Consider the following 18,521-nt stretch of genomic DNA (forward strand, 5'->3'; position numbering starts at 1 on the left):
GGGCACGTGGGCGTCATCGGTGGACACGCAGTGATCATCGGAGGCTCGATCGGGGGACTGGTCGCAGCGCGCACTCTCTCCCCGAAGTTCGACTCCGTGACCGTGATCGACAGGGACGTCCTGCCCGAGGGCGCCGAGGACCGGAAGGGGGTGCCCCAGAGCCCGCACGCGCACGCACTGCTCATCAGCGGCCGGATGAAGCTGGAGAAGCTCTTCCCCGGCCTCACCGACGAGCTGATCGCGGGCGGCGCGGTGCCCTTCGACCCCGGATACGACCTGCTGTTCCATCAGATGGGCGCGCTGCGCACCCGGTTCGCCAGCGGGCAGCTGGGCATCAGTCTCACCCGCGCCTTCCTGGAGCAGACGATCCGGCGCCGGGTGGGGGCACTGCCCAACGTCCGGATCCATGACCGGACCGCCGTCAGCGGGCTCGCCGGCGTACCGGGCCGGGTCCTCGGAGTCGACCTGGACGACGGCCGCAGGCTCGGCGCCTCGCTCGTCGTCGACGCCACGGGGCGCAGCGGCGGACGGACCGACCGCTGGCTGGAGGCGCTCGACTGCCCGGCGCCGAAGACCACCACCGTGAAGATCGACGTCGGATACACCACCCGTGTCCTGCACCGTGAGCCCGGGGAACTGCACGAGGGCGCCCTGCTCTACCTGATGTCGGCGGTACCGCCCCACGACAAGCGGGCCGCGGCGGTGTTCGCCGTGGAGGGCAACCGCTGGATGGTCACACTCGGCGGATGGCACCGCGCCCACGCGCCGGTGGACCCGGAGGGTTTCACCGCCTTCGCCGACGCCCTGCCCAGCCCGTACGTGTCCGATCTGCTGGCCCGGGCCAAGCCGGTCAGCGACGACGACGCCCACCGCTTCCTGTACCCGGCCGCCCGCCGGCGCTGGTTCGAACGGCTCTCGCGGGTGCCCGAGGGATACGTCGCCCTGGGTGACGCGATATGCAGCTTCAACCCGCTGTACGGCCAGGGCATGACGGTCGCCACCCTGGAGGCCGTGGAGCTGGCCCGGTCCCTGGACCGGCACGGCGCGGCCACGGCGGCCATGGCCCGCCGGTACTACCGGGCGGCGTCGAAGGTCATCGCCACACCGTGGCAGATGTCGACCAGCAGCGACTTCATGTATCCCGAGACCACCGGGGCCAAGGGACGCACCACCGACTTCATGAACCGGTACGTGCGCCAGGTCATGATGGCCAGCCATGTGTCGGTGCCCGCACACCGCGTCATGCTCAACGTCCAGCACCTGCTGGCCCCGCCGGCGTCGGTGGTCCGTCCGGACACCGTGGTCCGGTCGCTGCTCGCCGCACGCCGCTCACCGGCCCGCGCCGAGGTCGCGGCGGCCCGTCGTACCCCCTCCGCACCCGGGGCGTGAGGTGAGGGCGGTGGCCCTCGTACCGGCTACGCCGTAGCGCCGGGGGACCGCCGAACATCCGGGTTCGTCAGCCGATCACCGAGGCAGGCCGTACCTGTGCGCCTCGCTGTCATTCATCAGGACAAGGGGAGCCGTGGTACTCACTGATCAGGTCCTCGTCGACGGCCGGGCCCGTACGCGTGCGGCGGGGCACGAACGTCCCCCGCCGGTCGTGGAGGAGACGTCCACGCTCGACGGGATGTTCTCGCGGGCCGCTCTGCGCAAACCGGCCGCCATCGCTCTCCAGGAGGGCCCGCACCTCCTCACCTACGGCAAGGCGGAGGCCAGGGCGGTGCAGTTGGCGACCGCTCTGGTCCGGGGCGGGGTACAGCTCGGCGACCCGGTGATCGTCCACTGCGAGAGCCACGCCCAGGCACTGCTGGCACAGCTCGCCGTACTGAAGGCCGGCGGAGTCTGCGTGCCGGTCGCCCCCGGAACCGACGCCGCCCTGGTGGAGCGTGTCGCCCGGATCAGCGGGGCGCGCACCGCCCTGTGCAGCCGTTCCACCCAGCCGGTGTGGGCGGGCAGGGCCGCCTGCCTGGTCCTGGACGCCGAGGAGGCATGGAGCAAGATCGGCGCGCTGCGGGTGGACCGCGCGCTGCCCCGCTCCGAGCCGACGGGGGCCGCGTACCTGCTCGTCGACCACGGGGACGGCCCCGTCGGCGGCGGTCAACTGGTCGACCACCGGGCGTGGGGGCTCGCGCTGGCGGCCCGGGTCCATCACGTGGGCAGGGTCACGTCCACCGTGCGGACCTCCCAACTGCCGCTCGGCGCACCTTCCTTGTCGGCCATGTGGTGGGCGTTCCGTTGCGGCGGAGCGGTCCGCGTACCGCCCGCCGGGGGCGGCGCCGACACCGCGGGTGCGTTCGGTTCGGCCGTGGCCGTGTTCGGCCCGCGCGAGTACCGGCTGGTCCTGGAGGCCGCACGGCAGGCACCACGCCCCGCCAGGCCACGGGTGGTCGTGCTCCTCGGCGGCCCGTGCCCGGACGACCTGGCCGACCTGCACTTCGAGGTACTGCCGACGACACGGCTGTGGGCCGAGTTCGCCCCGGCGGGCGGAGCCGTGCCCTGGGCGACGCGGGAGCTGCCGCCGGGACACCGGACCGGGGGCACGGGCATCGCGGTGGGCAGACCCGTACCACGAGCCCACGTACGGATCCTCGGGCCGGACGGCCGCCTGGTGCCGACCGGCCTGGCCGGGGAGGTCTGCGCGACCGGGCCGGCGCTGCCCTTCGACAGCATCCCCGCCCCGCGGTGGGGATCACCGGTCCACGGAGGCGGCGCGCCACTTCGTTCCGGCAGACTGGGGCGATGGCGGCCGGACGGCGTTCTGGAGATCACCGGGACCGTCGGAGTGCGGGGGGAGTGAGGGCCCGTGATCGAACGCGTACTCCCGGAACCCGTCGCGACGGCCGAGGTCTTCGGGGACGTGGACGGGGCCGGGCTGTTTCCGGCGGAGCGGGCCCTGGTCGCCCGTGCCGTGCGGAGCAGGCAGCGCGAGTTCGCCACCGGCAGGTATTGCGCCCGCCGGGCGCTGGCCGGTCTCGGCCTGCCCGCACGGCCGCTGCTGTGGGGCACGAAGGGCGCGCCGCTGTGGCCCGAGGCCGTCCGCGGCAGCATCACGCACTGCGCCGGGTACCGGGCGGCGGCCGTCGTCCACCTCTCCCGGATGGCTTCGGTCGGCATCGACGCCGAACCCCATCACCCTCTTCCGGAGGGAGTCCTGGGCGCTGTCGCCCGGCCGGCCGAGGAGGCCCGCATCGCTCAACTGGCCCTCCGGGAACCGGAGGTGCACTGGGGCAGGCTTCTCTTCAGCGCCAAGGAGAGCGTGTACAAGGCGTGGTACCCGCTCACCGGGCTCCCGTTGCGGTTCGGTCAGGTGCGGGTGGACTGGTTCCCCGACCGTCAGGAGTTCACGGCGCACGTCGCGCCCGTGCCGGACGCGTCGACGCGGGACGGCGGACCGGCCCCGCGTGAGCTGTCTGGCCGGTGGCTGGTCGAGCGGGGAATCGTGGTCACCGCCGTCACGGTGCCCGGCCAGCGTGGCCCCGTGCCCGGCGGCCCGGCACGGCAGTCATACTTGCCTGGCCTGCTGGAGCGGGAAGGGCGCCGACACGGCGGATCTCCGGACGCGCCGCCCAGCGGCGTTTCGGACGCGTGTCGCAGTGAGTAGGAAGTGGACCAGATGGTGAACAAGCCCCCCGCCCGCCGGCTGAAGGCGCAGCAGACGCGCAACCGGATGCTCGATACCGCGATGAGGCTGTTCGTCGAACACGGTTACGGTGCGACGACCATCGAGTCCATCGCCCGCGAGGCCGGCGTGGCGGTGCAGACGATCTACTTCTCGTTCGGCAGCAAGCAGCGGATCCTCAAGGAACTGATCGACGTCCACATCGCGGGCGACGAGGACCCGGTACCGACGCTGGAACGCCCCCAGGTGGTCGAGGCGCTCGCGGCGGAGAATCCCCGCGAGCAGCTGCGGCTCCAGGTACGCCTGACCCGTCTGGTCTTCGAGCGCGTCGGCCCGCTGCTCGAAGTGCTGCGCAACGCCGCGACGACGAGCGGCGACGGCGCCGAGCTGTGGGAGGCGAACAAGCGCCAGCGGCTGATCGTGCAGCGCCGCTTCGTCGAGTCGCTGGCGGGCAAGCACGCCCTGCCGGACGGGCTCGCCGTGGAGCGGGCCGTCGATATCTCGTACGTCCTGCTCGGCCCGGAGCTGTACCACCTGCTGGTGTCCGAACGGGGCTGGACGCCCGAGGAGTGGGAGCAGTGGGTGTACGACAGTCACTGCCACCACCTGATCGGTCAGCCGGCCTGACCCCCGGCCGGAGCGCGGCCACCGCGCGTCTTCGGCGACGGCTTCCCGCGATCCGATGAGGGGCCTTCCCGCTTCCCCAATTGATGAACCGGGCAGCGGACAGTGTGAGCAATCTGGGAGACGCCAAAAGGTGGCGGCCTGCGCGAAAATCAGTCTCTGCTGATAGTGACGCGTCGGTCCCCACCTAGTCCGAGAGTTGCTGATGAAGGAATTTCTCGCCGATACGCCGTACGCTCCGGCGGCTTTTCACCGGTGGTTCGAGGCCGCTCGGCAGAACATCTACACGCGGGTGGAGCGTGTCCCGCTGACCGCGCTGGACTCCTGGGACTGCGCCCCGGGCGCCGCCGCGCTGACGCACCGGAGCGGCCGGTTCTTCTCCATCGAGGGGCTGCGTACGCACCTTTCCGAGGGGGCTGTCCAAAGCTGGGACCAGCCCATAATAAATCAGCCGGAAACAGGAATTCTCGGAATTCTGGTGAAACGCTTCGGTGGTGTAGTGCGGTGCCTTATGCAGGCCAAGGCCGAGCCGGGGAACATCAATGGGCTTCAGCTTTCCCCCACCGTACAGGCCACGCGCAGTAATTTCAGTGGCGTCCACCGGGGAAAGCCCGTTCCGTATCTCGAGTATTTCCAGAACACGGCCGCGCACCGGGTGATCGCCGACGTACGCCAGTCCGAACAGGCGTCGTGGTTCCTGCGCAAGCGCAACCGCAACATGATCGTGGAGGTCCGCGAGGACGTCGAGGCCGCGGACGGCTTCACCTGGCTGACCCTCGCCGAGATACGCCGGCTGCTGAGGATCGACGACCTGGTCAGCATGGACGCGCGCAGCGTGCTGGCCTGCATGCCGTTCGAGGGGGAGCCGCGCGTACGGCCTTCGTCGCACCGGCGCGGCTCCGGCCCCTCCACGACCGAGGACCTGCTGAGCTGGATCACCGCCGCCCGCAGCCGGATCGACGTACGCACCGAGCGGCTGCCGCTCACCGAGCTCAAGGGCTGGCAGCGCGGCCCGTCCGGCATCGCCCACGAGAGCGGCCGGTTCTTCGACGTGATCGGGGTACGGGTGGAGGCCGCCGGCCGGGAGGTCGGCGCGTGGTCCCAGCCGATGATCGCCGCGCACGGGACCGGCCTCGTCGCGTTCCTGGTCACCCGCTTCGACGGAGTGCCGCACGTACTGGTGAACCAGCGGCCCGAACCGGGCTGCGTCGACGTCGTGGAGCTGGGGCCGACCGTGCAGTGCACACCGCGCAACTACGACCATCTGCCGCCCGGCGCCCGGCCGTTGTTCCTCGACGAGGTGCTGACGGCGGCACCGGAGCGGATCAGGTTCGATGTCACGCTGTCGGACGAGGGCGGGCGCCTGTTCCACACCCGCAACAGGCATCTCGTCGTCGAGACCGACGAGCGGCCGGACCACCCCGGCTTCCGCTGGGTGTCGCTGTCGCAGCTCTCCGCGCTGATGCGCCACAGCCACTACGTCAACATGGAGGCCCGGAGTCTCCTGGCATGTCTGCACGCGCTGTACGAACCGGCCGGTTCGGCGCTGGCGAACGAGCGGCGGGAGACGTCATGACGGGGCAGGGGCAGGGGCAGGGGCAGGGGCAGGAGCACGGGCAGGCGCGGGCGCGGGACCGGGAACACCAGCGGCAGCGGGAGCAGGGCGCGATGCCGGCGATCACCGTGCTGGGAGCCTCCGGCTTCGTCGGATCGGCGGTGACGGCGGCGCTCGCCCGCCACCCGGTCCGGCTGCGGGCGGTGGCGCGCAGGCCCAGTTTCGTGCCCGGCGCAGGACCGGCCCGTACCGAGGTGCGCACCGCCGACCTCACCTCTCCCGACGAGTTGGCGGCCGCCGTGTCCGGCGCCGACGTGGTGGTGCACCTCGTCACGCACAGCGGTGGCTGGCGGGCGGCCGAGAGCGACCCGGCGAGCCGGGCGGTCAACATCGGCGTGATGGAGAACCTCTGCGAGGTACTGCGCCGCCGCCGCGCGGACGGGCCTCCTCCGCTGGTCCTGTACGCCGGTGCCGCCTCCCAGATCGGCCTGCCGCCCGGGACGCCCATCGACGGCAGTGAGCCGGACCACCCCGGGACCGCGTACGACCGGCAGAAGCTGGGCGCGGAGCGGCTGCTGAAGGCGGCCACCGAGGAGGGCGTGCTGCGCGGCGTCAGCCTGCGCCTGCCGACGGTGTTCGGGCACGTGGCGGCGCCGCACGCGGAGGACCGGGGAGTCGTGGCCTTCATGGTGCGCCGGGCGCTGGCCGGTGAGCCCCTCACGCTGTGGCACGACGGCACCGTCAAGCGCGACCTGGTGCACGTCGAGGACGTGGCGGACGCCTTCGTGGCCGCGCTCGGACACCCGGACGCGCTGGCCGGCGGCCACTGGCTGCTCGGGGCCGGCCGGGGCGACCCGCTCGGAGACGTGTGCCGCACCGTCGCCGCGCTCGTGGCGGCCCGGCTGGGCAAGCCGCCGGTGCCCGTCGTCTCCGTCGAGCCGCCCGCCGACGCGCCCGCCACGGACTTCCGGAGCGTCACCATCGATTCCTCGCCCTTCCGGCGGGTCACCGGCTGGCGTACCCGCATACCGCTGCACACGGCACTGGAGCGCACGGTGACCGCCCTGGCCGGGGCCGAGGCCCATGAAAAGTGACGGGAGAGCCATGTACGGACCGGAGTTCGCCGAGATCTACGACCACGTGTACACGCTGCGCGGCAAGGACTATCCGGCGGAGAGCAAGTACGTGGCGGAGCAGATCCGCAGCCGCTCGCCCGGGGCCTCCTCACTGCTCGACGTCGCCTGCGGTACCGGCGGACACCTGCGCTGCTTCGACGAGCTGTTCGACGACGTGGAAGGGCTGGAGCTGTCCGAGGCGATGCTGTCGGTGGCCCGTCGGCGGATGCCCGCCACGCGCCTGCACCAGGGCGACATGCGCGCGTTCGACATCGGCCGGACCTACGACGCCGTCGTCTGCATGTTCGCCTCGGTGGCCCACCAGAGCGCCGCCGAACTCGCCACCACGATGCGCCGCTTCGCGCGCCACCTCCGGCCCGGCGGCGTGGTCGTCGTCGAACCCTGGTGGTTCCCGGAGAACTTCGCCGAGGGCTATGTGGCCGCCGACGTGCTCACCCCGGACCACCGCACCATTTCCCGCGTCTCGCACGCGAGGCGCGAGGGCGGGGCGTCGCGCATGGACGTGCACTACGTCGTCGCCGACCCCGGCTCCGGCATCAGGCACTTCACCGAGACCTACCTGCACCAGCTGTTCCCGCGCGACCTGTACGAACGGACCCTGCGCCAGGCCGGGTTCGCCACCGAGTACGTCGAAGGCACCCCGTCCGGCCGCGGCCTGTTCGTCGGCATCCGAGAAGAAGCGGTGAGCGCATGACGACCAGGGTCTGGGACTACCTGGAGGAGTACGCGAACGAGCGGAAGGAGATCCTCGACGCGGTCGACACGGTCTTCAGCTCCGGCCGGCTCGTACTGGGCAGCAGCATGCACGGCTTCGAGCGGGATTTCGCCGCCTACCACGACGCCCCGCACTGCGTCAGCGTGGACAACGGCACCAACGCGATCAAACTCGCGCTGCAAGCCCTCGGTGTCGGTCCGGGCGACGAGGTGATCACCGTCGCCAACACCGCGGCGCCGACCGTGGTGGCCATCGACGCGATGGGCGCCACCCCCGTCTTCGTCGACATCCTCCCCGACAGCTACCTCATGGACACCGCGCAGGTGGCGGCCGCCGTCACGGACCGCACCCGCTGCCTGCTGCCGGTCCACCTGTACGGCCAGTGCGTCGACATGGAGCCGCTGGAACGCCTCGCCGCCGAGCGCGGCCTGCTCCTCCTGGAGGACTGCGCCCAGGCGCACGGCGCCCGCCGGCACGGCAGGCTCGCCGGAACCGCCGGCGACGCCGCGGCCTTCTCCTTCTACCCGACCAAGGTGCTCGGGGCGTACGGCGACGGCGGCGCCACCCTGATCCGCGACGACGAGGTCGCCCGGCGGATGCGGCGCCTGCGGTACTACGGCATGGAGGAGCGCTACTACGTCGTCGAGACCCCGGGGCACAACGCCCGGCTCGACGAGGTCCAGGCGGAGATCCTGCGGCGCAAACTCCCCCGGCTCGACGGCTACATCGAGGCCCGGCGCGCGGTCGCCGAGCGGTACGCCGAAGGGCTCGCCGGCACGGGCCTCGTACTGCCGTCCACCGAGCCGGGCAACGACCACGTGTACTACCTGTACGTGGTGCGCCACCCCATGAGGGACGAGATCCTCCGGGCGCTCAAGGACTACGACATCGAGCTCAACATCAGCTACCCGTGGCCCGTGCACACCATGAGCGGATTCGCGCATCTGGGCCGCCAGGAGGGTTCGCTGCCCGTCACCGAGTCGCTCGCCGGCCAGATCTTCTCGCTGCCGATGTACCCGTCGCTGCCGCCCCGGACCCAGGACATGGTGATCGGCGCGCTGCGCCAGGTGCTGGCGAAGCTGTGACACCGCCCGCACCCGCCCCCACAGTGGACCCGCTCAGGAGGAGCCATGGACATACGTGAACTCGCCGTCGAGGGAGCCGTGGAGTTCACTCCGCGGGTCTTCCCCGACGAGCGCGGGCTGTTCGTCTCGCCCTTCCAGGAGGAGGCCTTCGAAAAGGCGATGGGCCGCCCCCTCTTCCCGGTCGCCCAGACCAACCACAGCAGGTCCGCCCGCGGTGTCGTACGGGGAGTGCACTTCACCGTCACACCCCCCCGCACCGCCAAGTACGTCTACTGCGCCCAGGGCTCGGCGCTCGACATCGTCGTCGACATCCGGGTCGGGTCACCGACGTACGGCCGCTGGGACGCGGTGCTGCTGGACCCGGTGCACTTCCGGGCGATGTACTTCCCGGTCGGCGTCGGCCACGCCTTCGTCGCGCTGGAGGACGACACCGTCATGTCCTACATGCTCTCCAGCGGCTACGTCGCCGAGAACGAACTCGCCCTGTCCGCCCTCGATCCGGAACTCGGCCTGCCCGTCCCCGCCGACATCGTGCCGGTCATGTCCGACCGGGACCGCGTCGCGCCCACACTCGCGCAGGCCGCGGCGGCGGGCATCCTCCCGGACTACGCCACCTGCCGGGAGCTGACCCGGTGACCGTACGCCTTCACCGGACGGTGGGGGCCTGCCGGGCCGGACCCGGCGACCGACTCTCTGGGAGGACCGCATGTCGACCCGTACGCCCGTGAACTCGTCGGTGAGGCGGCAGGGGGTGACCGTCGCCGAACGCTCGCCGGCCCCCGACATCGCCCGCGGCTTCATGCTGCTGCTGATAGCCCTGGCCCACGCGCCCATGTACGTGACGACCAGCGAACCGGGCGTGGTGACGCACCCCTGGGGCGGCGACACGCTCGACCGGGTGATCACCTTCCTCAGCCTGGGCCTGGTCGACAACCGGGCCTATCCCATGTTCGCCGCCCTCTTCGGCTACGGCATGGCGATGCTCGTGGCGCGGCAGCGCGCGGCCGGCACCACGGCGGCCGCGGCCGGCCGTCTGCTGCGCCGACGCGGCGTCTTCCTCGTCCTGTTCGGCCTGGTCCACTTCGTACTGATCTTCCCGGCCGACATTCTCGCGCCGTACGGCGTCGCCGCCCTGGCCTTCGGCTGGCTGCTGACCCGCGGCGACCGGGCCCTGAACAAGGGGGTGGTGATCAGCGCCGTCCTCGCGACGGTCCTGGCCACTCTTCTGTCCCTCGCCGTGGCGGTGGAGGAGAGCACCAAGGGCACCGAGGGACTGCGCGGCACCGTCTGGGCCCACGACTACGGCGATGCGGTGGTCGAGCGCCTGTCGCAGGCGCCGTTCGCCTCCCTGCACATCCTGCTGGGCTGGCCGATCGTTACGGCCGTCCTGGTCGGCGCCGTGGCCGCCCGCAGGCGCTACTTGGACGACCCGGCCCGGCACCGCGCCCTGCTCAAGCGCGTGGTGCTGCTCGGCGGCGCCGTCTCGGTGGCCGGCGGCATCCCGCTGGCGCTGATCGGCGCCGGCTCCTGGCACCCGGGTGGCGTGGCCACCGGCGCGGTGACCGCGCTGCACGTCGTCACCGGCTTCGCCGGCGGCCTCGCCTACGCGGCGGCGTTCGGGCTGCTCGTGGCGCGTTCCCAGCGGCGGGGCCTGACCCCCGGCCCCGTGGCGCGCGCACTGGGCGCGGTGGGCCGCCGTTCCCTGACGTGCTATCTGCTCCAGTCCTCCCTGCTCGCCCTGGTCCTCGCGCGCGTGGCCTTCGGGCTCGGCGACGAGATCCACAGCACGGGGGCCGCCGTGGTCGCCGTCTGTGTCTGGCTGACCGTGGTGGCGGTCGCCGTCGCGCTGGAGCGCGCCGGACTCCGTGGGCCGCTCGACGCACTCATGCGCCGCCTCGTGTACGGGAAGCCCGCCCGGCGGGCGACCGGACCGGCACCCGAGCCCGCACCCGCTTCGGGCCCGGCGAAGCAACCGGCATCGGGGGAGCAGTCGTGAAAGCGCTCGTGCTGGCCGGCGGCACCGGAACCCGGCTCCGTCCCTTCAGCCACACGATGCCCAAGCAGCTCATCCCCATCGCCAACAAGCCGGTCCTCGTACACATCCTGGAGGACATCCGCGCGCTGGGGATCACGGAGGTCGGCATTGTCGTCGGCGCGTACGCCGAGGACATCTCCACCGAACTCGGTGACGGGTCCGCGCTCGGCGTACAGATCACCTACCTGCGCCAGGACGCGCCGCGCGGACTGGCCCACTGCGTCATGATCGCCGGTGAGTTCCTGGGCGAAAGCGACTTCGTCATGTACCTCGGGGACAACATGCTGCCGCAGGGCATCGCCGGCATCGTGGCGGACTTCCAGGCCGGCGGGGCGGACGCCCAGCTCGCGGTGCAGCGCGTCGCCGACCCGCGGGCCTTCGGCGTGGCCGAGCTGGACGGCCCGCAGCGGGTGACGCGCGTGGTGGAGAAGCCCGTACGGCCGCTGAGCGATCTGGCGCTGATCGGTGTGTACGTCTTCAGCGCCCGCGTCCACGAGGCGGTGGCCGCCATCGGGCCCAGCGCCCGCGGCGAACTGGAGATCACCGACGCCGTCCAGTGGCTGGTCGACGAGGGGCACGACGTCCGTGCCTCCCGCTACACGGGCTACTGGCGGGACATGGGCACGGTCGACGACATGCTGGAGTGCAACCGCGAAATGCTGCGCACCCTCACCCCGTCCGTGGCCGGCAAGGCAGACGAGAACAGCGTACTGACCGGCCCCGTGGTGATCGGTGAGGACAGCCGCGTGGTGGGCTCGCGCATCATCGGCCCGGTGAGCATCGGCCGCGGCACGCTGATCGAGGACAGCGTCGTCGGGCCGGACACCTCGATCGGCGACGACTGCGTGCTGAGCGGAGCCGGCGTCACGTACTCCATCGTCCTGAACGCGGCGACGATCAGCGGTGTCGACGGCATCCACGGCTCGGTCATCGGCCGGGCCGCCCTGGTGGCCGCCGGGACCGAGGCCGGACGGCGCCACCGCCTGATGGTCGGCGACCACGCGAGCGTGCACATGCTGACGACCTGATGAGGCGGGCCGAATGAGAATCCTGGCGACGGGCGGGGCGGGCTTCATCGGGTCGCACTACGTGCGGGCGATGCTGAACGGGGCGTACCCGGGCTACGAGGACGCCGAAGTGACCGTACTCGACCTGCTCACCTACGCGGGCAACCGCGCGAACCTGCCGGCGCACCACCCCCGCCTCTCGTTCGTGCGGGGGGACGTGTGCGACGCGGCGACACTGCTGGAGCTGCTGCCGGGGCACGACGCCGTCGTCCACTTCGCCGCCGAGTCGCACGTGGACCGCTCGCTCAAGGCTCCCGCGGAGTTCGTGCGGACCAACGTCGGCGGCACCCAGACCCTGCTGGAGGCGTGCCTGCGCACGGGCGTGCCGCGGGTGCTCCACGTGTCCACGGACGAGGTCTACGGGTCGATCGACGAGGGGTCGTGGACCGAGCAGTGGCCGCTGGTGCCCAGTTCGCCGTACGCGGCGACCAAGGCTGGCAGCGACCTGATCGCCGGTTCGTACTGGCACACGCACGGACTGGACGTCTCAGTCACCCGCTGCTCCAACAACTACGGGCCCTACCAGCACGTGGAGAAGCTCATCCCGCTCTTCACGACCAGACTGCTCAAGGGCGATCCCGTGCCGCTCTACGGGACCGGGTCCAACGTCCGCGAGTGGATCCACGTGGACGACCACTGCCGGGCGCTCCAACTGGTCCTCACCAAGGGGCGGGCGGGCGAGGTCTACAACATCGGGGGCGGTACGCCGATGACCAACCGCCGGATCGCCGACACGCTCGTGAGCCTGTGCGGCGCGAGTGCGGACCGCGTACGTCTGACGGCCGACCGCAAGGGGCACGACCGGCGTTACTCCCTGGACGGCACCAAGCTGCGGGAGGAGCTGGGTTACGAGCCGGCCGTGCCCTTCGAGCAGGGCCTCGCCGACACCGTCGCCTGGTACCGGGACAACCCCGACTGGTGGGCGGCCCACGGGCCGGCACCGGTGAATCCGCCAGAGCAATACGGGAGATGACACCGGTGAGGGTGCGCGTCCACACTCAATAGAGCAGTAAGGAAGGCCGCCCGGAATTCGCGGAAGGGCAAAAATGCGGCACCCGAATTCCGAGTGTGCGGACACAACCGGAACTCCCCGCGCCCGCGAGCGCGGCAGCCGGCGCGTCCCGCTCCCCCCGGCAAGGTCCGGGCGGATCCGGAGAGATGTGTGCTTCCATGCCGCCGACCGGCAGGCGACCGGCTCTGAAGCCCTCTCGGAGTAGGTATCCAGACGTACTCCAGAAGACCTTCATGCACCAGGCACCAGACTCTGAGGAATGCCGATGTGCGTCCCGCACGAAGCGGTGCGCGTCCGTTCTAGCTAGGAGGATGTGTAATGTCGTCCACTCTCTTCGGGGTACCTGAAGAATTCGACGTCATCGTCATAGGCGGCGGGCCGGCCGGTTCGACCACCGCGGGACTTCTCGCGAAACGGGGGCACCGTGTTCTCGTGCTCGACCGCGACCGGTTCCCCCGCTATCACGTCGGTGAATCGCTCATTCCCGCGTTCATGCGCCCGATGCAGGAACTCGGCATCACCGAGCGCATGGACGCTCGCGGCTTTGAGCGCAAGTACGGCGGAACCCTGGTCTGGGGCAACGCGCAGGTGCCGTGGAATTTCTCGTTCATCGAGGGCGGAACGCACGAATACGCGTACCACACGCGGCGCGCGGACATGGACTCACTGATTCTCGACCGGGCGCGTGAACTGGGCGCGTTCATCATCGAGGAAGCCACTGTCAAGGAGCCCATCGAGACCGACGGCCGTGTCACCGGCGTCCGCTACACGCTGCGCGGCACGGACGGCGTGCACGAGGCGCGGGCCAAGCTGGTGGTGGACGCCTCCGGCCAGGCCCGGCTGCTCAGCCGCCGGTACGCCGACATCACGTGGCACGAGGAGCTGCGCAACGTCGCGGTGTGGACGTACTTCGACAACTGCGAGCGGCTCCCGGGCGACGAGTACACCAACATCCTCATCGAGGGCCTCGACGAGGGCTGGTTCTGGGCCATCCCGATCGACAAGGGCACCATCAGCGTCGGCTACGTGACGCGGTCGGAATCGGCGAACAAGGACGGCCAGTCGCTGGAGGCGCTGTTCAAGGCCGAGGCGGCGAAGTCGACCAAGCTCAAGAAGATGCTGGCCGGCGCCAACCAGTCCGCGGGCTGGCGCACCGCCCGTGACTGGTCGTACACCAGCCAGAGCTTCAACGGCAACGGGTGGGTGTGCGTCGGCGACTCCGCCGCCTTCGTCGACCCGCTGTTCTCCACCGGTGTCGCGCTGGCCACCCTGGCGGGCAGCACCCTGTCGAGGATCATCGACCAGATCATCAAGCACCCGGAGATCGAGGAGCAGGCGCTCAAGCGCTACGTGACCTCGTACCGCGGCTTCTTCGACGAGATCCGGACCTTCGTCGAGCGGTTCTACGACCGTACGAAGTACAAGGAGTTCTACCACTCCCTCGCGTCCGAGATGGTCGACCCGGACCGCGAGCGCACCCCTTCGGCGAACTTCGTCCAGCTGATCTCCGGACTCAGCGGGAAGCACCCGATGCTCACGATCACCCTCGACGACCTCATCGAGGACATGGACGAGGCCGAGCCCGTCGTAGCGAAGAACTGACCCTGCCCACGGCGAGAGAGGGACGAGCGGGACACGTCGGCTATGACCAGTCACCAGGTGCAATTACTCTTCATCGATCTCGGGCTGATCCTCCTTCTGGCGCGTCTTCTCGGCCATCTCGCGGCCCGTTTCAACCAGCCCGCCGTGGTGGGGGAGATCCTCGCGGGCATTCTGCTCGGGCCGACGCTGTTCAGCGGCGTGGTCTCCGAGACGCTGTTCCCGTCCGACATCCGGCCCCTGCTGACCGCCATGGCGGATCTCGGTGTGGCGCTCTTCATGTTCACCGTCGGCATGGAACTGGAGCGGGCCACGCTGCGGGGCAGGAGCCGGGTCACCGGGGGCGCGATCGTGGGCTCCACCGTCGCGCCCTTCCTCCTGGGGATCGGCCTCGCCTTCTACCTGCTGCGCACCCACGAGGCCCGGCACACCGCGGCGTTCGTGGTGTTCATCGGACTCTCCGTCTCGGTGACGGCGTTTCCCGTACTCGCCAGGATCCTCACCGAACGCGGCCTCAGCAGGACCGCGCTCGGAGGCATCGCCCTCACCACCGCGGCGTCCGTGGACGTCGTGGCCTGGACCGCCCTCGCGGCGGTCCAGGCGGCGGCGGGCGGCGGCGGGAGCCACTGGCGGGTGGCGCTCTGCGTCCCGTACGTGCTGGTGATGATGCTGGCCGTACGCCCTCTGCTGCGCGCGGTCTTCGTCAAGAACGGCGAGGGGGTCCCCTTCGCCCCCTGGCACCTCGCCATGGTGCTGATCGGGGTGCTCCTGTCGGCGGCGGCCACCGAGGCGATGGGCATGCACTTCATCTTCGGTGCCTTCCTGTTCGGCGCGATCATGCCGCGCGAGAAGACCACGGTCCTGCGGACCGAGATCGAGGACCGCACCGGACAGGTCACCTCCCTGCTCCTGCCGGTCTACTTCGTGGTGGCCGGCCTGAAGGTCGATCTCGGTGCCCTGCGCGCCGGCGAGCTGCTCGAACTGGGCGTGATCCTCGTGGTCGCGGTGGCCGGCAAGTTCGGCGGTACCTATCTCGGCGCCCGCAGCCAGGGACTGCCGGCCCGGCCGGCGACGGCTCTCGGTGTCCTCATGAACACCAGGGGCCTGACCGAGCTGGTCATCCTCGGTGTCGGCCTGCAACTCGGCCTGCTCGACACCTCGCTGTACTCCCTGATGGTCGTCATGGCGGTGGTCACGACGGCGATGACCGGGCCGCTGCTGTCGCGCATCTACACCAAACCCGTGGAGGTCCCCCGCGTTCCCCGATCCGCAGACCCGGAACCCGCCGCCTCTTCGTCGGCCTAGGAGGGGAGGAGAGACCATGCGCCTGGTCGGACTGGACCGCGAACTGTCCGAGCTTTCCGAGCTGCTCCACGCCTGCGCCCGCGGCGAGGGCGGCGGCGCCGCGGTGATCGGCGGAGCCATCGGCTGCGGCAAGACGGAACTGCTCACCACCCTGAAGAACAAGGCGTCGGCGGAGGGCTTCCTGGTACTGGGAGCCGTCGGCTCCTGGGCGGAGCGCCGGTCGCCCGGCAGTGTGCTGAAGCAGCTGCTGCGGTCGGCCGGCGCTCCGCCGGGAGCCGCGGCGCTGCTCGACAGCGTCTGCCGGACCCGCGGGGCCTGCGCCGAGGAGACCGGCGACGTCCTCCAGACGCTGGACGCCGCCACCACGGACGCCCTGCACCAGTTGCGTGCCGAGGTCGTCCGGGCCGCCGAAGAAGTCCCCGTGCTGCTGTGCGTGGACGACGTACAGTTCACCGATCCGCTGTCCCTGCACTGGCTGCTCCAGCTGATCCGGCAGCTGCGGGAGGCGCGCGTGGTGCTGGCACTCACCGAGTGCCCGCTGTCCCGGCCCGCCCATCCGCAGCTGCACGCCGAACTGCTCCGTCAGCCCAACTACCTCGGTCTGACGCTCGGAACGCTGTCGCCGGACCTGGTCGCCACCCTGCTGGCCCGTCACCTCGGCACGGCCCCGGCCCGGAACTTCGCCGACCGGTGCCACAGCGTCAGCGGCGGCAACCCCCTGCTCGTCAGGGCCCTGCTAGAGGACTCCCGCCATGTCGACGGCGCGGCCACACCGGTGGTCGGGGACACCTACGGCGACACGCTGGTCAGCTGCCTGCACGGCGGGCGCCCCACCCTGCTGAGGCTCACCCAGGCGCTGGCCGTGCTCGACGGGGACATCCGCGCGCCCGGCCTCCTGGCGCGGCTCACCGGCCAGGAGACAGCCGCCGTCGTCCGCGGCACGCGGGCGCTGGAGACGGCCGGTTTCCTCGACGGGATCCGGCTGCGGCATCCCGTCGCCGCACAGGCGGTGCTGGAGGGACTGAGCGCCGCCGAGCGGACCGCCCTGCACCGTGAGGCCGCGGTCCTGTGCTACGAGGAGGGCGTCGCCGCCACCCGGACCGCCCGTCACCTGCGGGCCTGCGCCGGGGAGGGCAACGGGTCCTGGCCGTGGGCGGTGCCCGTCCTGCGCGAGGCCGCCGAACGGCACCTGAACGCCAACCGGGTGGCGGATGCCCATTCCTGCCTGGAGGCGGCCCTGCGCTTCGGGGCCGACGACGGCGAACGGGTCGCCCTGCGGGCCCTGCTGGCCTCCACCGCCTGGATGCTCAACCCGTCGATCAGCGCCCCTCACCTCGGTGAGCTGGGCGTCGCCCTCAGCGACGGCCGGCTCCCGGTCCGCCACGCGCTGATGCTGGCCAAGTACCTGCTGTGGCACGGCCGGTTCGACGAGGCGGTGCGCGCCGTCGCGCAGATGGACGACCTGGACGAACACGCCGATCCGGGCTCCGCGGCGGAGGTACGGGCCACCTGGGAGCTGCTGTCCGTCACCTACCCGGTGGTCGTGGCCCCGGCGCGCGGCGGTCCGGTGAGCGACGATCCGCGCACGCTCGGAGCGATGGCGCTGTCGAGCGTGCTGGCGCACGGCCCCAGCGAGGCCGCGGTCGCCGACGCCGAGACGGCGATGCGCGCCATGCGGCTCGGCAAGCACACCCAGGAGTGGCTGATGTGCGCGGTGGCCGCGCTGTCGTTCGCCGACCGGCCGGACGCCGCCGCCAGCTGGTGCGACCACTGGCTGGAGGAGGCACGGGCCCGCCAGGTGCCGCTGTGGGCCGCCGAGTTCGCGTCGCTGCGGGCCGGCATCGCGCTGCGCCAGGGGGACCTGGTACGGGCCCGGACGCTGGCCGAGGCTGCGCTGGCCCAGGTGCCGGCGGACAGCTGGGGCGTGTGCATCGGAGGCCCGCTGGCCAATCTCGTGCAGGCGGCCACCGACACCGGGGACTTCGCGGCCGCCGCCGAGTACCTGGCGCAACCGGTGCCCGACGGCATGTTCTCAAGTCGTTTCGGACTGTACTACCTGCACGCCAGGGGGTGCTACCACATGGAGACGGGCCGCCCGTACGCCGCCCTCGACGACTTCACGCGCTGCGGCGAGCTCATGATGCGCTGGGGGTTCGACCAGCCGGCCCTGGTGCCCTGGCGCAGCAGCGCCGCGCGGGCGCACCTGGCCCTGTCGGACATGCCGTCGGCCCGTGAACTCGCGACGGAGCAGGCGGAACTCGCGGGGGAGGGGCTCTCACGGGCGCGCGGCGTCTCGCTGCGGGTGCTCGCCGCGACGAGCGGCCCCGCCGACCGCGCCGGTCTGCTGGCGGACGCGGTGGACAACTTCCGCTCCTGCGGCGACCGCTTCCAGCTCTCCGGGGCGCTGGCCGAGCTGGGCCGTACACACGCTCTCCTCGGACAGCCCTCGCGGGCCCGGGGCGCGCTGGACGAGGCGGATCTGCTGGCACGGGAGTGCGGGGGCGGTACGCCGTCGCCCGAACCGGGCCCGGGGAGCCTCGCGGCCGCGGCCGGCGGGAATGCGCTGGACCGGCTGAGCCGGGCGGAGCGCCGGGTGGTCGCCCTCGCCGCGCACGGCCGGACCAACAAGGAGATCGCCGAGAAGCTGAACGTCACCGTGAGCACGGTCGAACAGCACCTCACCAAGGTCTTCCGGAAGCTGGGAATCCGGACGCGGAGAGAACTGCCGGAGAAGTACTTCCTGGAAGCGGCAGCGAGATGAGCAGGCAC

Annotated in this window: 15 protein-coding genes; all 15 read left to right on the forward strand. The window is 71.5% G+C overall.

The genetic code is table 11. The features are described from left to right. Positions 1–6: 6 nt before the first annotated feature. Positions 7–1,389, forward strand: coding sequence for an FAD-dependent oxidoreductase (locus AS594_RS29355; protein WP_069929836.1), 1,383 nt, complete (start codon positions 7–9; stop codon positions 1,387–1,389). A gap of 133 nt (positions 1,390–1,522) precedes the next feature. After that, positions 1,523–2,797, forward strand: coding sequence for an AMP-binding protein (locus tag AS594_RS29360; RefSeq protein ID WP_069935489.1), 1,275 nt, complete (start codon positions 1,523–1,525; stop codon positions 2,795–2,797). A gap of 6 nt (positions 2,798–2,803) precedes the next feature. Next, entirely contained in the window at positions 2,804–3,601 is a 798-nt protein-coding gene (locus tag AS594_RS29365; protein WP_069929838.1) for a 4'-phosphopantetheinyl transferase family protein, read from the forward strand. A 12-nt stretch (positions 3,602–3,613) separates the two neighbouring features. Continuing rightward, a complete protein-coding gene (locus tag AS594_RS29370) occupies positions 3,614–4,246 on the forward strand; it encodes a TetR/AcrR family transcriptional regulator (RefSeq protein WP_069929839.1) in 633 nt (210 codons plus the stop codon). A gap of 202 nt (positions 4,247–4,448) precedes the next feature. Next, positions 4,449–5,819, forward strand: a complete 1,371-nt coding sequence (locus AS594_RS29375) for an NDP-hexose 2,3-dehydratase family protein (protein ID WP_107364793.1) — start codon at positions 4,449–4,451, stop codon at positions 5,817–5,819. Continuing rightward, complete coding sequence (locus tag AS594_RS29380; RefSeq protein WP_338120191.1) at positions 5,816–6,892, forward strand: NAD-dependent epimerase/dehydratase family protein; 1,077 nt, start codon at positions 5,816–5,818, stop codon at positions 6,890–6,892. The genes AS594_RS29375 and AS594_RS29380 overlap by 4 nt, the downstream gene beginning before the upstream one ends. Before the next feature lie 10 nt (positions 6,893–6,902). After that, positions 6,903–7,628 (forward strand): class I SAM-dependent DNA methyltransferase, encoded by a 726-nt coding sequence (locus AS594_RS29385; protein ID WP_069929840.1) that lies wholly within the window; start codon positions 6,903–6,905, stop codon positions 7,626–7,628. After that, complete coding sequence (locus AS594_RS29390; RefSeq protein WP_069929841.1) at positions 7,625–8,734, forward strand: DegT/DnrJ/EryC1/StrS family aminotransferase; 1,110 nt, start codon at positions 7,625–7,627, stop codon at positions 8,732–8,734. Before AS594_RS29385 ends, AS594_RS29390 begins: the two co-directional genes overlap by 4 nt. Before the next feature lie 45 nt (positions 8,735–8,779). Further along, on the forward strand, positions 8,780–9,370 hold the full coding sequence (locus AS594_RS29395) for a dTDP-4-dehydrorhamnose 3,5-epimerase family protein (protein ID WP_069935490.1): 591 nt from the start codon (positions 8,780–8,782) through the stop codon (positions 9,368–9,370). Between the two features lie 70 nt (positions 9,371–9,440). Next, entirely contained in the window at positions 9,441–10,730 is a 1,290-nt protein-coding gene (locus AS594_RS29400; RefSeq protein WP_069929843.1) for a DUF418 domain-containing protein, read from the forward strand. Beyond that, positions 10,727–11,797: a glucose-1-phosphate thymidylyltransferase gene (locus AS594_RS29405; protein WP_069929844.1), complete on the forward strand. Its 1,071-nt coding sequence runs from the start codon at positions 10,727–10,729 to the stop codon at positions 11,795–11,797. Before AS594_RS29400 ends, AS594_RS29405 begins: the two co-directional genes overlap by 4 nt. Positions 11,798–11,810: 13 nt before the next feature. Further along, positions 11,811–12,809 (forward strand): dTDP-glucose 4,6-dehydratase, encoded by a 999-nt coding sequence (gene rfbB / locus AS594_RS29410; protein WP_069929845.1) that lies wholly within the window; start codon positions 11,811–11,813, stop codon positions 12,807–12,809. 357 nt (positions 12,810–13,166) lie between these two features. Beyond that, positions 13,167–14,450: an NAD(P)/FAD-dependent oxidoreductase gene (locus AS594_RS29415; protein WP_079144344.1), complete on the forward strand. Its 1,284-nt coding sequence runs from the start codon at positions 13,167–13,169 to the stop codon at positions 14,448–14,450. Between the two features lie 42 nt (positions 14,451–14,492). Continuing rightward, positions 14,493–15,752 carry a cation:proton antiporter domain-containing protein gene (locus tag AS594_RS29420; protein WP_069929846.1) on the forward strand — a complete coding sequence of 420 codons (1,260 nt, stop codon included), beginning with the start codon at positions 14,493–14,495 and terminating at the stop codon, positions 15,750–15,752. Positions 15,753–15,768: 16 nt separating this feature from the next. Next, complete coding sequence (locus AS594_RS29425; protein ID WP_069929847.1) at positions 15,769–18,513, forward strand: AAA family ATPase; 2,745 nt, start codon at positions 15,769–15,771, stop codon at positions 18,511–18,513. Positions 18,514–18,521: the final 8 nt, after the last annotated feature.

Origin of the sequence: Streptomyces agglomeratus (assembly GCF_001746415.1) — a bacterium.
GTDB classification, from domain to species: Bacteria; Actinomycetota; Actinomycetes; order Streptomycetales; family Streptomycetaceae; genus Streptomyces; species Streptomyces agglomeratus.

Coding starts and splice junctions, on each gene's coding strand:
- AS594_RS29375 (WP_107364793.1), top strand. CDS start 4,449: ATGAAGGAATTTCTCGCCGATACGCCGTACGCTCCGGCGGCTTTTCAC.
- AS594_RS29425 (WP_069929847.1), top strand. CDS start 15,769: ATGCGCCTGGTCGGACTGGACCGCGAACTGTCCGAGCTTTCCGAGCTG.
- AS594_RS29395 (WP_069935490.1), top strand. CDS start 8,780: ATGGACATACGTGAACTCGCCGTCGAGGGAGCCGTGGAGTTCACTCCG.
- AS594_RS29420 (WP_069929846.1), top strand. CDS start 14,493: ATGACCAGTCACCAGGTGCAATTACTCTTCATCGATCTCGGGCTGATC.
- rfbB (WP_069929845.1), top strand. CDS start 11,811: ATGAGAATCCTGGCGACGGGCGGGGCGGGCTTCATCGGGTCGCACTAC.
- AS594_RS29385 (WP_069929840.1), top strand. CDS start 6,903: ATGTACGGACCGGAGTTCGCCGAGATCTACGACCACGTGTACACGCTG.
- AS594_RS29370 (WP_069929839.1), top strand. CDS start 3,614: ATGGTGAACAAGCCCCCCGCCCGCCGGCTGAAGGCGCAGCAGACGCGC.
- AS594_RS29390 (WP_069929841.1), top strand. CDS start 7,625: ATGACGACCAGGGTCTGGGACTACCTGGAGGAGTACGCGAACGAGCGG.
- AS594_RS29415 (WP_079144344.1), top strand. CDS start 13,167: ATGTCGTCCACTCTCTTCGGGGTACCTGAAGAATTCGACGTCATCGTC.
- AS594_RS29400 (WP_069929843.1), top strand. CDS start 9,441: ATGTCGACCCGTACGCCCGTGAACTCGTCGGTGAGGCGGCAGGGGGTG.
- AS594_RS29380 (WP_338120191.1), top strand. CDS start 5,816: ATGACGGGGCAGGGGCAGGGGCAGGGGCAGGGGCAGGAGCACGGGCAG.